At 68.3% G+C, this 14,858-nt stretch carries 12 protein-coding genes; 3 read left to right on the top strand and 9 right to left on the bottom strand.

Annotated elements, in window-relative coordinates; all coding sequences use genetic code 11:
- Nucleotides 1-65: 65 nt before the first annotated feature.
- The 9 genes from flbD to SGCZBJ_RS26075 all read right to left on the bottom strand — a co-directional run bounded on the left by flbD (nucleotide 66) and on the right by SGCZBJ_RS26075 (nucleotide 10,079).
- Nucleotides 66-1,451, bottom strand: a complete 1,386-nt coding sequence (gene flbD / locus SGCZBJ_RS10910; RefSeq protein WP_101718033.1) for a sigma-54-dependent transcriptional regulator FlbD — start codon at nucleotides 1,449-1,451, stop codon at nucleotides 66-68.
- A gap of 92 nt (nucleotides 1,452-1,543) precedes the next feature.
- A complete protein-coding gene (fliN, locus tag SGCZBJ_RS10905; RefSeq protein ID WP_058346608.1) occupies nucleotides 1,544-1,876 on the bottom strand; it encodes a flagellar motor switch protein FliN in 333 nt (110 codons plus the stop codon).
- Between the two features lie 5 nt (nucleotides 1,877-1,881).
- The gene (locus tag SGCZBJ_RS10900; protein WP_101718032.1) at nucleotides 1,882-2,529 is read right to left on the bottom strand and encodes a FliH/SctL family protein; all 648 of its coding nucleotides are present in this window, start codon (nucleotides 2,527-2,529) and stop codon (nucleotides 1,882-1,884) included.
- A 10-nt stretch (nucleotides 2,530-2,539) separates the two neighbouring features.
- Nucleotides 2,540-3,556, bottom strand: a complete 1,017-nt coding sequence (gene fliG / locus SGCZBJ_RS10895; protein WP_058346610.1) for a flagellar motor switch protein FliG — start codon at nucleotides 3,554-3,556, stop codon at nucleotides 2,540-2,542.
- Nucleotides 3,557-3,560: 4 nt separating this feature from the next.
- Nucleotides 3,561-5,222: a flagellar basal-body MS-ring/collar protein FliF gene (gene fliF, locus SGCZBJ_RS10890; protein WP_101718031.1), complete on the bottom strand. Its 1,662-nt coding sequence runs from the start codon at nucleotides 5,220-5,222 to the stop codon at nucleotides 3,561-3,563.
- Nucleotides 5,223-5,459: 237 nt separating this feature from the next.
- Nucleotides 5,460-5,741: a CtrA inhibitor SciP gene (gene sciP, locus SGCZBJ_RS10885; protein WP_007675208.1), complete on the bottom strand. Its 282-nt coding sequence runs from the start codon at nucleotides 5,739-5,741 to the stop codon at nucleotides 5,460-5,462.
- Between the two features lie 168 nt (nucleotides 5,742-5,909).
- Nucleotides 5,910-7,589, bottom strand: coding sequence for a flagellar hook protein FlgE (gene flgE, locus SGCZBJ_RS10880; protein WP_101718030.1), 1,680 nt, complete (start codon nucleotides 7,587-7,589; stop codon nucleotides 5,910-5,912).
- Between the two features lie 133 nt (nucleotides 7,590-7,722).
- On the bottom strand, nucleotides 7,723-8,433 hold the full coding sequence (locus SGCZBJ_RS10875; RefSeq protein WP_101718029.1) for a flagellar hook assembly protein FlgD: 711 nt from the start codon (nucleotides 8,431-8,433) through the stop codon (nucleotides 7,723-7,725).
- Between the two features lie 11 nt (nucleotides 8,434-8,444).
- The gene (locus tag SGCZBJ_RS26075; protein WP_240621477.1) at nucleotides 8,445-10,079 is read right to left on the bottom strand and encodes a flagellar hook-length control protein FliK; all 1,635 of its coding nucleotides are present in this window, start codon (nucleotides 10,077-10,079) and stop codon (nucleotides 8,445-8,447) included.
- A 427-nt stretch (nucleotides 10,080-10,506) separates the two neighbouring features.
- Between SGCZBJ_RS26075 and flgK the strand changes: the two genes are divergently transcribed.
- The 3 genes from flgK (at nucleotide 10,507) to mnmA (ending at nucleotide 14,839) form a co-directional block, all read left to right on the top strand.
- Nucleotides 10,507-12,615, top strand: a complete 2,109-nt coding sequence (gene flgK / locus SGCZBJ_RS10865) for a flagellar hook-associated protein FlgK (RefSeq protein ID WP_101718028.1) — start codon at nucleotides 10,507-10,509, stop codon at nucleotides 12,613-12,615.
- Between the two features lie 8 nt (nucleotides 12,616-12,623).
- Nucleotides 12,624-13,547 (top strand): flagellin, encoded by a 924-nt coding sequence (locus tag SGCZBJ_RS10860; protein WP_101718027.1) that lies wholly within the window; start codon nucleotides 12,624-12,626, stop codon nucleotides 13,545-13,547.
- Between the two features lie 65 nt (nucleotides 13,548-13,612).
- Nucleotides 13,613-14,839 carry a tRNA 2-thiouridine(34) synthase MnmA gene (mnmA, locus tag SGCZBJ_RS10855; protein ID WP_101718026.1) on the top strand — a complete coding sequence of 409 codons (1,227 nt, stop codon included), beginning with the start codon at nucleotides 13,613-13,615 and terminating at the stop codon, nucleotides 14,837-14,839.
- Nucleotides 14,840-14,858 lie beyond the last annotated feature (19 nt).

The following is a 14,858-nucleotide window of genomic DNA, read 5'->3' as shown; positions in this document are numbered from 1 at the left end:
GAAATTAGCCATGTTCGGCGCCGGACCGATCGTCGCGGGCGCCGAACAGATTCTACACTTGAGGTTTAGGCGGCCGCGCCCACGCCGCCCTGCGGCGGGGGCACGTTGACGCCGGCGTCGCCGTATTCCTTGAGCTTGTTGCGCAGGGTGCGGATCGAGATGCCCAGGATGTTGGCCGCGTGGGTGCGGTTGCCCAGGCAGTGCTCCAGGGTGTCGATGATCAGCGTCTGCTCCATCTCGGCCACGGTCTGGCCGACGAAGCTGCGGGCGACCGCGGCGCTCGCCACGGCTTCGGCCGCCGCCATCGAGGCGCCGCGGGCCACGGCCGCGTCGGGGGCCGGAGCCAGGGGCTGGCCGTCCGGCAGGCGGATGGCGAACTCCTCGATCTCGACGCCGGTCGACAGCAGCACCGCACGGTGCATGGCGTTTTCCAGCTCGCGCACGTTGCCCGGCCAGCGGTGGGCGATCAGGCGACGCTTGGCCTCGGCCGAGATCGGCTTCAGGTCGATGCCGTTGGCGGCCGAGTACTTCTTCACGAAGTGCTCGCACAGATTGATGATGTCGCCCGGGCGTTCGCGCAGCGGCGGCAGGGCCAGGTTCACGACGTTTAGGCGGTAGAGAAGGTCTTCGCGGAACACGCCTTCCTTGACCGCGTCGGCCAGGTTGCGGTTGCTGGTCGCGAGGATGCGGATGTCGACCTTCACCGGCTTGGTGCCGCCGACCCGGTCGATCTCGCGCTCCTGGATGGCGCGCAGCAGCTTGGCCTGCAGGCGCACGTCCATTTCCGAGATTTCGTCCAGCAGCAGGGTGCCGCCGTTGGCTTCCTCGAACTTGCCGATGCGGCGGGCCAGGGCGCCGGTGAAGGCCCCCTTCTCGTGGCCGAACAGCTCGCTTTCCAGCAGGTTCTCGGGGATGGCGGCGCAGTTGACGCTGATGAACGGCGCCTTGGCCCGACGCGACTTGGCGTGGACGTGGCGAGCCATCACTTCCTTACCCGAACCGCTTTCGCCGGTGATCAGGATCGAGGCGTCCGACGGGGCGACCTGGTCGGCCAGCTTGATCACCTGCTCCATGTTCGGGTCGCGGGCGATCATCGGACGGTTGTCGTCGGTGACGGCGGCCAGGACGGCGGCGATCAGTTCGGCGTCCGGCGGCAGCGGGATGAATTCCTTGGCCCCGGCCTTGATGGCGCCGGCGGCGCGCATCGGGTCGGCGTCAACGCCGCAGGCCACGACCGGCACCCGGATGCGCTCGCTCTCGTTGGCCAGGATCAGGCCGGCGATGTCCAGGCCGTAGTCGACCATCATCAGGTCGGCGCCCTGCCCGGCGCGCAGCGCGTTGGTCGCCTGCTCCGTCGTCTCGACGTGCGAGACCTTGGCCCCGGCGTTCATCGCCATCTTCACGGCGACCGAGAGCTGACCGTTCAGTTTACCAACGACCAAGAGGCGCATTGTCTTGTCTCCGGGCGGCCCTTCCGGACCGATCTTTTACTGCTTCGCCCTCTTTCAGAAGGCGCGGACTGGGGTGGACGAGAAGCCGGGGATCAGCCCGCGGCGTCGCCGTCCTTGATGATTTCCGTCATGGTCACGCCCAGGCGCTCGTCGACGACGACGACCTCGCCCCGGGCGACCAGGCGGTTGTTGACGTAGATGTCGATCGCCTCGCCAACCTTGCGGTCGAGCTCGAGGATCGAGCCGGCCTGCAACTGCAGCAGCTGGGCCACCGACATGTTCGAGCGGCCGAGCACGGCCGAGATGTTGACGGGGACGTCGAACACCGGGGCCAGGTCGGAAGCGATCTTGTCGCTCAGCTCGACCGGGATTTCCGAGGCCAGCATGCCGCCGTTGAAATCGTTGAGGGTCAGGTCGTCGGACATGGCGGTCAGCCTTCGCTAGGAAGCAGGGGTTCGGCGTGAAGGCCCTCGGCCGCGATGGCGGCGTCCAGGGCCTCGGCGACGCGCTGCGCCGCCTCGTCGGGATTGAATTCGGCGCGGCCGTCGCCCCAGTCGAGGACGAAGGCGGCGGGCGGCTGGGCGCCGTCGGCGCGGGCGACGATCGCACCCGGGAAGCCGATGGCCTGGGCGGTCTGCTCCAGGGCGGCCTGGGTGCGCTCGACCAGGTGCGGCGCGACGCGGACGGAAAGCTTGGGCTGGGCCTCGACCTCGCGGGCCAGGGCCAGCAGCGCCGCCGAGGCCGGGGCCTCGGGGAACTGGTCCAGGGCCGCGTCGGCGATCTTGTTGGCGCAGGCCAGGGCCAGGCGGGCGGCGTGCTCGCGATGCTCGTGGGCGACGGCCGCCAGGGTCGACATCGCGCCGTGCACGGCGTGGGCGATGGCGTTCATGGCCTGGGCGGCCTCCTGCTCGGCGCGGGCCACGGCCGAACACTCGCCTTCCGCGAAGGCTTCGGCGCGAGCGGCCTCGACCTCTTCGGGCGTGAAGCTCTTCTTCACCTTGGGGGCCTCGTAGGCCACCCCGCCACGGTCGTCGAAGACCGTGTCGAAGGCGAAGCGCTGATAGGTTCCGTTGCTCATCCCGCGCGCCTCAGTAGATCAGCTCGTCGTCGCTGCCCGAACCGGCCAGCATGATCTCGCCCTTGGCGGCGAGGTCCTTGGCGATCTGGACCATAGCGACCTGGGCCTGGTCGACGTCCTTCAGACGCACCGGGCCCATGCTTTCCATGTCCTCGCGCATGATCTTCGACGCGCGTTCGGACATGTTGGAGAAGAACATCTCGCGCAGCTTGTCCGAGGCGCCCTTCAGGGCCAGGGCCAGCTGTTCCTTGCCGGTGGCGCGCAGCAGGGTCTGCACGCCGCCCGGATCCAGCTTCGACAGGTCCTCGAACACGAACATCAGGGCCCGGATGCGCTCGGCCGCCTCGCGGTTGCGCTCTTCCAGGGCGGCGATGAAGCGGGCCTCGGTCTGGCGGTCGAAGTTGTTGAAGATCTCGGCCATCATCTCGTGGCTGTCGCGCTTGGAGGTACGCGCCAGGTTCGACATGAACTCGATCCGCAGGGTCTGTTCGATCTTGTCGAGGATCTCGCGCTGCACCGGCTCCATGCGCAGCATGCGGGTGACGCATTCCAGCGCGAAGTCTTCCGGCAGGCAGGCCAGAACGCGGGCGGCGTGGTCGCTCTTCACCTTCGACAGCACGACGGCGACGGTCTGGGGGTATTCGTTCTTGAGGTAGTTGGCGAGCACCGCCTCGTTCACGTTGCCCAGCTTGTCCCACATGGTTCGACCCGCCGGACCGCGGATCTCTTCCATCAACTGGTCGACCTTCTCGGGCGCCATGAACGACATCAGCAGGCGCTGGGTCTGCTCGTAGGAGCCCATGATCGCGCCCGTCGAGCTCATGCCCGAGACGAACTCGACCAGCAGCTCTTCGACCACGCTGGCCGAAACCGTGCCCAGGCTGGCCATGGCCTGGGAGACTTCCTTGATCTCCTCGTCGTCCAGCGCTTCCCAGATCTTGGTGTGGTCTTCACCCAGGGCGAGCAGGACGATGGCGGCCTTTTCGGGCCCGGCCAGCTTGGCGATGTCGGTGACGGCGGCCTTCATCCGATCACTCCGACTCGTGCAGCCAGTTGCGCAGGATCGCGACCGACTCTTCGGGGTGCTTCTCGACGAACTCCGACACGCGCTTGATCGACGAGGCCTTCACCTGGCCTTCGATCTTGGCGATGTCGATGCGCTGGTCGATGTCCGACACCGGGCCGGCGATGGCGATCGGCTCGCCCGACTGGTCGACGACGACCTGCTGGGTGGTGCCGTCCGACAGGGTGACCAGGCGGGTGACCGGCTGGTCGCCCTGGCCCAGGGCCAGCTGGATCGGGTGCTGGCCGGCCGGCTGGGTCAGGCTCTTGATGAACGGGCGCACGGCGAACAGCAGGATCAGCAGGGCGACGATGGCCAGGACGCCGATCTCGGCGACGCGCATCAGGTCGTTCTTGTCGAAGCCCGCCATCAGACCGCCTTCGGTCAGGCCTTGGTCCTCGGCGGTCGGGAAGCGGATGTTGGTGACCTTCACCTGGTCGCCGCGGGCGGCGTCGTAGCCGATGGCGGTCTTAACCAGCTCTTCGATCTGGGCGATCTCCTCGGCGCTGCGCGGGGTATAGGCGCCCGGCTTGCCGTCCTTGCCCGGGGCGGCGGTGACGCCATCGACGGCCACGGCCACGGCGACCTTCTTCATCGAACCCGGCTCGACCACCTCGGTGCGGACGGTTTCGGAGTTCTGGTAGTTGGTCGTCGTCTCGTTGGCGCCCGAGGTCGAGCCCAGCGGCTGCATGCCGCCCGGCGCGGCGCCGGGGATGTTCTGGGTGGCGGTGACGCCGCCGGTGTCGTCGTTCTTGGTCTCGGAGGCGTTGTTGGCGCTGGTGCTTTCCGACAGCACGACCTGGCCGTCCGGATCGTAGCGCTTTTCCTGGGTGGTGATGCGGTTCAGGTCGAGGTCGGCGGTGACCGTGACGCGGGCCTTGCCCGGGCCCAGGACGCCGTCGAGCATTTCCTTGACGCTCTTGGAGATGCGGGCCTCGGCCTCGGACTTGCGGTCCTGGGCCAGGCGGCCGGCCAGGCTCTCGTCGCCGCCGGCCGACAGGGTCTTGCCGTGGTCGTCGATGACGTTGACGCGCTCGGGCTTCATGCCCGGGACCGAGCCGGCGACCAGGTTCTGGACGGCGGCGACCATATCCGACGACGGCTCGCGGCCGGCGGTGCCGATGGTGACGGCGGACGACGGCTGCTCGGCGTCTTCCTCGAACAGCTGACGCTTGGGCAGCACCAGATGAACGCGGACGTCGCGCACGCCCTGCCAGCCGCGGATGGTGCGTTCCAGCTCGCCCTGCAGGGCGCGCTGGCGGTTCAGCTGCTGGACGAAGTCGGTCTGGCCGATGGCGTTGCCGGTGTCGAAAATCTCGTAGCCGATCGAGCCCGAGGTCACGAGGCCCTTGCCCGAAACCAGCAGGCGGGCGGAATTGACCTTGTCGCGGGCGACCATGATGGTCGAGCCGTCGCCCTTGGTCTCGTACTTGATGCCGGCCTGGTCCAGCGCCTGGGTGACGGCCGAAGCTTCCTTGAGGTCGAGATTCGAATACAGCAGCTCGCTCGGCTGCTTGCCCAGCATCATCACGACCGCGGCCAGCACGGCGATGGAGCCGACGGCGACGCCCGCCAGGGCGGCCAGTCGACCGACGCCGAACTTCTGAATCGCGCTCAGGAATTTATCCACTGGGCCTGTCCCTCAAACTGCGTCCGAACGGATCGCAAGCGAGACGGATGGAAGTCCGCCGTCGCTAGGCAGGATTTACCCAGTCGATGGTTAACGCCGACTTTAGATTTGAGGCCGGAACCCGGCTCCATAGGCGCCAAATGGTCGCGGCCGCGCCCTGGTGGGCGCGGCCGCTGATCAGACCGTTCGGGCGCTTCACGGAGCATAACCCCTCGCGCCCTTTCAGTTTTCCGCCGTTTAGCGGTACTGCTGAAGCCGGGTGGTCCGCAGACCCGCCAGACCGTGGCGATCGATCGACTGCTGCCAGGCGAGGAATTCCTCGTTGGTCAGCTTGTAACGATCGCACGCCTCGTCGAGCGAGAGGAGACCACCGCGGACGGCGGCCACCACCTCTGCCTTACGCCGGATCACCCAACGCTGGGTTTCCGGGGGCGGAAGATCCGACAGGGTCAGAGGCGCACCGGTCGGACCGATGACGTACTTTTCACCCCGGCTGTTCGTGCGCTGCTGCTGCAACATGGCTTTACGCCTTTCCCACAACCATCACTGTTGACGAGGAATATAGGCGCCGGGGAATAACGACGGCTTAATTCCGGTAGTAAAGAAAGACCTAAACAAGGGACTTCCTCCAGCCATCAGAGTGTATCGATGTGACACACTCTGATTAATACAAGTTAATACCTATGATCAGCGCTTAATGCTCAGAAGTTCTTCCAGCATCTGATCGGCGGTGGTGATGATTTTCGACGAGGCCGAGTACGCGCGTTGCGTAGTGATCAGCCCGGTGAATTCAGTCGACAGGTCGACAGTCGAAGCTTCCAGCGTCGAGGGAGCCAGAGAACCGGCGCCGCCCTGGCCCGGGGTCTTCAGGCTGTAGGTGCCGCTTTCATTGGTGACGCGGTAGGCGTTGCCATTAACGCCCTTCAGGCCGTTGGGATTCGAGAAGGTCGCGATGGCCACCTGGGCGATCCGGCGAGTCACCCCGTTGTCGAAGATGGCCGAGACGTAGCCGTCTTCATCCACCTCGATGTTGGTCAGGTTGCCGAACGCGGTGCCGTTGGTGTTCACCGACTGCACGACCGACTGGCTGTTGTACTGGGTCAGGCCGCCGGCGGCGTTGGCCAGGTCGATCTGGATGTCCTGGGCGTCGATGCCCAGGCCGTCGGCCCAGCGCGGGCCCGTGCCGGTGGCGGTCGGGTCGGAGGCGCCGATGTTGATCGCCGTCGGGGTCACGCCGCCGAACAGGTTGCCGACCGAAGCCAGCTTGCCGTCCGTGGTGAAGGTGATCTTGCCCGAGCTGATCAGGCCGTTGGTATTGTTGTCCAGGTCGCCCGGCTTGGCGCGCAGTTCGGCGAACCACTCGTTCGGGCCGGGGCCCTTGAGCAGCGACAGGGTGACGGTGCGCTGGCCGCCCTTGGAGTCCGAGACCGGGATCTGGATCTCGAAGTCCGGCTTGACGCCGGTGGTCGGATCCTCGGCGTAGTCCGACATCGAACGCGTGGTCGGATCGTAGGCGCCGGCGCTGACGGCCTGGGTCTTGGTCGACAGGCCCAGGTCGGACAGGTTCACGGTCACGCCGCCCGAGGTGATGGTCGTGGTGCTCGGGGTCGTGGAGCCGCTCGGCGTGTAGCCGGTCAGGGCGCCCGTGGTCGGGTCGTAGGTGGCCACGCCCGACTGGAACGCCACGCCGCCGCGCGTGATCGACACGGCGTACTCGTTGCCGTTGCCCGTCGGGCTGTAGGCGACGTTGTAGTTGGCGGTGCCGGCGGGGGTCTCGGGCACGGCGGTCTTGGCGACCGAGGCGTTGGCCGCGGCCGACACGGCCTGTTCCGAGCGCAGGTTGGCGTTGACGCCGACGCGGGTGGTCTTCTCGGCGGTGCCGCCGACGGTGCCGACGTTGATCGACGACAGCTGGGTCAGGTCCGACGGGTCGGGCGTGATCATGCCGGTGACCGGATCGGCCAGCCAGCCTTGCAGATACAGGCCGGCGTCGTTCTTCAGGTAGCCCAGGTTGTCCAGCTGGAACGAACCGGCGCGGGTGAACGAACGGGTGTCGGTGGCGGTCAGGCCTTCCGGCTTCTCGGTGGCGACGAAGAAGCCGGAGCCGGCGATCGACAGGTCCAGGCTCGAGGTCGTCGACTGGGTCAGGCCCTGCTGGCTGATGAACTGGTGCGTCAGAGCCTTCACGCCGCCGGCGCTGTAGGTGTTGTTCTTGCTCTGGGAAGTGACCAGCGTCGAGAAGTTGGCCGACGAGCGCTTGTAGCCGACGGTGTTGACGTTGGCGATGTTGTCCGAGATCGCGGCCAGGGCCGACGAGTTGGCGACCAGACCGGAGACGCCCGAGAGCATGGCGCTGTTGATGGACATGACTGAAATCCTGCTCGTGAGGTTTGTTTGGCGGGGTTCAGCGCAGTTTGCGTTTGGGTCCCGGGTCGGCCGTCTGGCTCGGTGGGGGACCGCGTCGGCGTCATTCTGACGCCCGGTTCATTCCGTGGAGGCCTTAGGCGGCCTCGGCCTGCGTTTCCGGTGTCTTGTCCGGAGCATTGGTGACGCCGATCACCTGGCTGATCGGCACCTTGACGCCGTCGATGGTGACCATGTTCTGGCCGCTCTCGTTGGTCACCGCGGTCACGATGCCTTCGATGCGGCCCTTGGAGGTGGTGGCGATCTTCGTGCCTTCGCCGTCGAGGGCGGTGACGCGCAGGGTGTAGGCGGCGCCGTTGGGCTGCTGGACGCCGCTGGTGCTGTCCTTGCCGTCCCACTCGAAGGTGTGGTCGCCCTTGCTCATGTCGTCGGGCAGCTTGGTGGCGACCACGTTGCCGTACTTGTCGAGCACTTCGATCTTCACCGAGGTGGCGTTGCGGCCGAGGGTGTAGCTCCAGTTGGCCTTGCCGTCCTTGAGCACCGAGGTGTCGGTCTCGGCGGTGGCCTGCTTGCCCATCATGTTGACCGCGTCGGCGATGCCGCCGTCGTTCATGCCGACCAGGGCCGCCAGCAGGTCGTTGGTGACCAGCTGCTGCTCGACTCCCGTCATCTGGACGATCTGGCCGGTGAAGGCGTTGGAATCCATCGGCGACAACGGATCCTGGTTCTTCATCTGCGTGGTCAGCAGCTTGAGGAAGGTTTCTTCGCTGCTCGCCAGCTGGTTCCTCGAGTTGTTGATCTTGTCGATCACCGAGGTGCTGCCCGACGTCGCGGTCGTGGTGGCCATGACGCTTGCTCCTAGATCTTGACGTCGACGCCGTCGGATTCCGCGAGGCGGTAGCCCGGGATCAGCGACGCAGCCGAAAGGGTGGGAATGTCTTCCGCCATGGCGCCCGCGAAGGCGCGGCCGGCGAAGGCGCGACGACCGTGGTCGCCGCCCTGGAAATCAAAGAAGGCGTTCTGCTGCTGGCCCTGGCCGCCGTTGCCGCCCTGGCTCGACACGTCGAACTTCAGGGCGTTGTCGGCGACGTCGAAGCCGGCCTGGCTCAGCGCCTGGCGCAGCTCGCCGGCGCGGTGGCGCAGATCGGCGGCGGCCTGCGGGTTTTCGAAGGCCAGGATCGCGGTCAGCTTGCCCTCGGCGCCGATGCGCACCTGCACGTCGACCTTGCCCAGGCCTTCCGGCGTCAGGACGATGTCGAAGCGGGTGCTCTTGGCCTCGAGCTTCTTGGCGATCTCGGCCGACATGGCCGCGACGGTCTCGGGCGAGCCGCGCACGATGGTCTCGGCGGGCGCCTGGGCGGTCGCGGCGGCCTGGGCCTGGACGGTCGGGGCGAAGGTCGCCTCGGCCTTGGGCGCGGCGGCGTCGACCGGCGCGGCGTCGGTCGCCATCTGGGCGAAGGCGTCGGCGCCGCCCGACTGGGCGCCGCCCTGCGATCCGCTGTCGCTGTTGGTCGCGGCGTCGTGGGCGGCCTGCTCGGCGGCGACGGAGTGGGCGGTGACCACGGCCTCGCCCTTGGCGGCGACCTCGACCTTGCCGGTCTTGGGCGCGAGCGCCTGGGTCTCGGCGGGCTTGGCCGTTTCGACGGTCGCGGCCTGGGCCTCGACCGGCGCGGCGACCTCGGCGGTGTCGACCGGCGTCGCGGCGACCGTGGTCGCGGCGTCGTCGGCCGGAACCTGCACGGCCTTCAGGCTGACGATCTCGTCGCCCAGCGAAGCGGCGGCCGGCTGGGCGGCGGCGGCCTGCGCCTGAGCCTGGGGCTCGGCCTTCGGCGCGGCGGGCGTTTCGGCGGTCGCGGCGGCCTGCGGCTGGGCGGCCAGCTTGCTCAGGTCGATGGCGGGAACGTCGGTGGTCGCGGCGGTCGCGTCGGCGGCGACCGGCAGGACGGCCTCGGCGTCGACCTGCGGCGCGGCCGCGTCGGCCACCAGGTCGGCGGCGGCCTGCACGGTCTCGGCGGCGGCCGCGACCGGAGCGGCGCCGGCCAGCTTGGCGACGTCGGAAACGGTGTCGGCCACGTCGCCGACCAGGTCGGCGGCCTTGGCCAGAAGATCGGCGGAGCCCGCGGCCGGGGCTTCGGCGGCGCCGACGGCGGCGGTCTCGGCGACCTCGCCAGTGGCGACGGGCTGCTGCTGTTGTTGTTGCGCGCTCATGGCCGCGACCACGGCGGCGCCGGCCTGGGCGGCGGCTGCGTCCTGGCCGGCGGTCTGGTCGCCGGCCTTGCTGTCGTCAGCCTTGCGGTCGGCGGCGGCGGGCTTGGCCTGCGCCTTGTTTCCGCTCGCGGGACGGGCGGCCGGCTTTTCCTGCGTCGTCTCTTCGCTCGCGCCCTTGGCGGCCAGCAGCGCGCCGAAGACGTCGCCGGCGCTCGAAGCGTCGGACGCGCCGACGGCGCCCTGGGCGGGCGTCGGAAGCGGAAGAGAGGCGGCGATCGCGGTCATGCGGGTCGGTACGCTCTGGCTGGACGACGGCTCGGATGGAGCACGCCTTGATCCGCCGTCCCCTGAGCAATCGCCGGGCCAACCCGGAAATTTCTTTCAAGTCATTGATATAAAAGACTTTAACTTCCGATTTACCCTTTGATTTCGGCAGGTTGCGGAGGTTTTTGCCGAGCGGAAACGGAAAGAATGACCCGTCCCCTGCCTCGTCCCTTGCCGCGTCGGCGCGTCGCAGCCGGGCTGTTGGCCGGGTTGGCGCCATCCTTGCGCTCCCCTTCTCGTCGTCCGCACGGCGCATGGAACTCAACGCCTTGTATTTCAACGGTTTGCACAACGGAAACGAGACGCTCTCGACGCCGACCCGGCAAGTTTCGCCGGGCAAGGTCGCGTCGCGTGGTTCGTGCTTTGCCGAGCGGACAGGAGATCGCTGATGTCGCTGAACACCATCCTGAACACCGCGACGTCGGGGATGATGGCCGCCCAGACGGGCATGCGCGTCGTTTCCGACAACATCGCCAACGTCAACACGGCCGGCTACGTCCGCAAGACGGTCAGCCAGTCCAATCTCGTGTCGAACGGCATGGGCGTGGGCGTCAACATCGACGCCATCAAGCGCGCCACCGACCGCTTCCTGCAGTCGGCCAGCCTGAACGCCGCCTCGGACGCCGGCCGCGCCTCCGCGCTCTCGAGCGCGCTGGACAACGCCCAGGAGCTGTTCGGCGACCCCAGCGCCAAGACCAACTTCTTCTCGATGCTCGACGACGTGTTCAGCGCCTTCTCGCAGGCCGCGGACGAGCCGTCCTCGTCGCTGCTGCGCGCCCAGGCCCTGACCAAGGTCGAGGACTTCCTGGGTGAGAGCAGCCGCGTCACCGCCGGCCTGTCCAGCCTGGGCAAGGACGCCGACACCAAGATCTCGGCCGACGTCGACCGCGTGAACGTGCTGCTCAAGCAGATCGACGAGCTGAACGCCGACATCACCCGCGCCAAGACCACCGGCGTCGACGCCACCGGCTCGGAGAACATCCAGAGCGGCCTGATCGACGAACTGTCGTCGCTGATGAACGTGCAGGTCAGCCAGCGCGCCAACGGCGGCGTGCTGATCCGCTCGACCGAGGGCATGAGCCTGGCCGGCGAAGGCGCGGCCGTGATCAAGTACGAGCAGTCGCCCACCGCCAACGGCTTCCTGACGGTCACCTCGGCCAACAGCGGCGGCCAGGCCAGCCCGCTCTATATCAGCAGCGGCGAGATCAAGGGCCTGCTGGAACTGCGCAACACCGAGCTGCCGGCCCTGTCGGACCAGCTGGGCGAGTTCGTCACCCGCGCCACCGAGGAGCTAAACCGCGCCTCGAACGCCAACTCCTCGGTCCCCGCCCCGGCCACCATGACCGGCCGCGACACGGGCCTGGACGCCACCACCGCCCTCACCGGCTTCACCGGCAAGACCACCATCGCCCTGACCAACTCGGCCGGCGTCATCCAGCGCCGCATCGAGGTGGACTTCAGCGCCGGCTCGATGACGGTCGACGGCGTCGCCGGCCCGGCCTTCACCCCGGCCAACTTCCTGACCCAGCTGAACAGCGCCCTGGGCGCCGACGGCCAGGCCACCTTCTCGAACGGCACCCTCAGCCTGTCGGCCAACGGCGGACTGGGCGTGGCCATCGCCGACGACCCGACCAATCCGTCGACCAAGGCCGGCAAGGGCTTCAGCCACTTCTTCGGCATGAACGACATCGTCCGCCAGAACGGCTACTCGCCGTACGAGACGGGCATGACCACGGCCTCGCCGCACGGCTTCACGCCGGGCGAGGAGATCACCCTGCGCCTGACCGACATCGAGGGCGGCCGCATCCGCGACGTGAAGGTCACCGTGCCGGCCGGCGGCACCATGCAGGACATGCTGAACGCACTGAACTCGCGCAGCGACGGCGCGGGCCAGTACGGGACCTTCGCCCTCGACTCCAAGGGTGCGCTGAGCTTCGGCTCCAACAGCGCCTCGCCGGTGACCCTGTCGGTGGTCGAGGACGGCACCCAGCGCGGCGCCGGCGGCCCGTCGCTGAGCCAGCTGTTCGGCCTGGGCCCGTCCGAGCGCAGCACGCGGGCTTCGGGCTATACCGTCGACGCGGCCATGAACAGCAACCCGGCCCGCCTGCCCTTCGCCAAGCTCGACCTGACGGCCGCCGCCGGGACCTCGGCCCTGGCCGTCGGCGACGCCCGCGGCGCCCTGGCCCTGGCCAAGGCCGGCGACGGCTCGGTCAGCTTCTCTTCGGCCGGCGGCGTCGGCGCGGCCACCAGCAGCGTGCTGCGCTATGGCGCCGACTTCGCCGGCTCGATCGCCCGCAAGGCGGCCGCCGCCGAATCCAAGAAAGACGCCACCGCTTCGGTGAAGGTCGAGGTAGACACCCAGCGCCAGTCGCACGAGGGCGTCAATCTCGACGAAGAGCTCATCAACCTGACGACGTACCAGCAGGCGTTCAACGCCTCGGCCCGCCTGATCCAGGCGACCAAGGACATGTACGACGTCCTCGTGAACATCATCTGAGGTCCGCCATGACCCGTGTCTCCACCTCCGGCAACTACGGCGTGATGACGTCGAACCTGATGCTGGCGCAGGTGCGCCAGAACCAGATCGGCGAGCAGGTCTCCAGCCAGAAGGTCGCCAGCGACCTGAAGGGCTACTCCAAGAACGCCGAGATGCTGACGGCGATGAAGAGCGCCCAGGCCAAGATCGACGGCTTCCTCGACCAGACCAAGCTCGTCTCCAACCGCCTGGAGATGCAGGACATGGGCATCGAGCGCCTGGCCAACTCGGCCACCAGCGCCCGCGAGGCGATCGCCAACGCCCTGGCGGCCGGCAACGCCACCACCCTGATGCAGCAGTTGCAGAACGCCTTCGGCGACGCCGTGCAGGGCCTCAACACCAAGGCCAACGGCTATTACGTGTTCTCGGGCGCCAAGAACGACACCGCCACCACCACGGCCACGACCATGGCCGACCTGACGGCGGCCCCCAGCACCGCCTCGCTGTTCCAGAACGACCAGTACGTCACGACCAACCGGATCGACGAGTCGACCACGGTCTCGACCGGCGTGCTGGGCGACGCCCTGGGGACCGACCTGTTCGACGCCTTCAAGCAGGTGCAGGCCTATGTCGACGCCAACGGCCCGTTCACCGGCAACCTGACCGACGCCCAGTCGACCTTCCTCAAGGGCCTGCTGCCGTCCTTCGACGCCGCCCACAAGGACCTGGTCACCGCCCAGGGCAAGAACGGCCTGAACCAGAAGCGCTTCGACGACGCTCAGGTCTCGCTTCAGGACCAAACCGACAGCCTAACGGTGATGATCGGCGGCGTCGTCGACGTCGACATGGCCGAGGCCGTGACCCGCCTGCAGGCCGCCCAGCTGGCCGTCCAGGCCTCGGCCCAGGTGTTCGCCTCGCTGCAGAACTCGTCGCTGCTGAACGTGCTGAAGTAGGGCCTTTGGAGCCTGCGGCGCTGCTCCACCTCGCAAAATCGGGGTCGAGGCTCTAAATAGCGCCGATGGACGCCGACCTCGCCCGCTTCGACCCCGCCCACGCCCCCGTTCCCGACGGCGACGCCCTGATCGCGCGCGCCGCCGAGGCCGCCAGGCAGGCCGTCGGCCTGCCCGAGGGAACCCGGATCGTCGCGGCCATGTCCGGCGGGGTGGATTCGACCGTCACCGCCGCCCTGCTGGCCCGCGCCGGCTACGACGTGGTGGGCGTCACCCTTCAGCTCTACGACCACGGCGCGGCGATCTCAAAGAAGGGCGCCTGCTGCGCCGGCCAGGACATCATGGACGCCCGCATGGCGGCCGAGCGCATCGGCATCCCGCACTACGTCCTCGACTACGAAAGCCGCTTCAAGGAGCAGGTCATCGAGGAATTCGCCGACGCCTACCTGCGCGGCGAGACCCCGATCCCGTGCGTGCGCTGCAACCAGACCGTCAAGTTCCGCGACCTGCTGGACGTGGCCCGCGACCTGGGCGCCGAGGCGATGGCGACGGGCCACTACGTCCAGCGCGGCTTCACCGCGGCCAGCAACCGCCCGCAGCTGCGCCGCGCCGCCGACCCGGCCAAGGACCAGTCCTACTTCCTGTTCGCCACCACGCGCGACCAGCTGGACTTCCTGCGCTTCCCGCTGGGCGGCTTCTCCAAGCCCGAGGTGCGCGCCGTGGCGACCGCCCTGGGCCTGTCGGTGGCCGACAAGCCCGACAGCCAGGACATCTGCTTCGTGCCGGAAGGCAAATACACCACGGTCATCGACCGCATCCGTCCGCAGGGCGCCGAAGCGGGCGACATCGTGCACCTGGACGGCAAGGTGCTGGGCCGCCACGAGGGCGTCACCCGCTACACCATCGGCCAGCGGCGCGGCCTCAATGTCGGCGGCGGCACGGGCGAGCCTCTGTTCGTCGTGCGCATCGACGCCGAAAAGCGCCACGTCGTGGTCGGCCCGCGCGAGGCGCTGCTGACCAAGGCGTTGACCCTCAAGGAAGACAACTGGCTGGGCGGCGAGGACGACCTGATCGAGGCCGCCAAGGCCAATGCGCCGGTCCTGGCCCGCGTGCGCTCGACCCGCGAGCCGGTTCCCGGCCGCCTGACGCTGGAAGACGGCGGCGTGCGCCTGGTGTTCGACGTCCTGGAAGAAGGCGTCGCCCCCGGCCAGGCTTGCGTGCTCTACGACCCCGCCGATCCCGAGCGCGTGCTCGGCGGCGGGTTCATCGCCACGACGCAGAGGGCGATGGACTGAGTCGAAAGAAACCTCCCCC

The organism is Caulobacter zeae, assembly GCF_002858925.1.
GTDB lineage: Bacteria > Pseudomonadota > Alphaproteobacteria > Caulobacterales > Caulobacteraceae > Caulobacter > Caulobacter zeae.
Note: the sequence above shows the minus strand (reverse complement) of the source record. Positions and strands in the feature narration are given on the sequence as shown.

Bases quoted from the DNA above. Each gene is read 5' to 3' on its own strand.
- SGCZBJ_RS26075 (WP_240621477.1), bottom strand. From the start codon at position 10,079: ATGACCGCGATCGCCGCCTCTCTTCCGCTTCCGACGCCCGCCCAGGGC.
- SGCZBJ_RS10875 (WP_101718029.1), bottom strand. From the start codon at position 8,433: ATGGCCACCACGACCGCGACGTCGGGCAGCACCTCGGTGATCGACAAG.
- flgE (WP_101718030.1), bottom strand. From the start codon at position 7,589: ATGTCCATCAACAGCGCCATGCTCTCGGGCGTCTCCGGTCTGGTCGCC.
- sciP (WP_007675208.1), bottom strand. From the start codon at position 5,741: ATGTTGCAGCAGCAGCGCACGAACAGCCGGGGTGAAAAGTACGTCATC.
- flbD (WP_101718033.1), bottom strand. From the start codon at position 1,451: ATGCGCCTCTTGGTCGTTGGTAAACTGAACGGTCAGCTCTCGGTCGCC.
- flgK (WP_101718028.1), top strand. From the start codon at position 10,507: ATGTCGCTGAACACCATCCTGAACACCGCGACGTCGGGGATGATGGCC.
- fliN (WP_058346608.1), bottom strand. From the start codon at position 1,876: ATGTCCGACGACCTGACCCTCAACGATTTCAACGGCGGCATGCTGGCC.
- SGCZBJ_RS10900 (WP_101718032.1), bottom strand. From the start codon at position 2,529: ATGAGCAACGGAACCTATCAGCGCTTCGCCTTCGACACGGTCTTCGAC.
- fliG (WP_058346610.1), bottom strand. From the start codon at position 3,556: ATGAAGGCCGCCGTCACCGACATCGCCAAGCTGGCCGGGCCCGAAAAG.
- mnmA (WP_101718026.1), top strand. From the start codon at position 13,613: ATGGACGCCGACCTCGCCCGCTTCGACCCCGCCCACGCCCCCGTTCCC.
- SGCZBJ_RS10860 (WP_101718027.1), top strand. From the start codon at position 12,624: ATGACCCGTGTCTCCACCTCCGGCAACTACGGCGTGATGACGTCGAAC.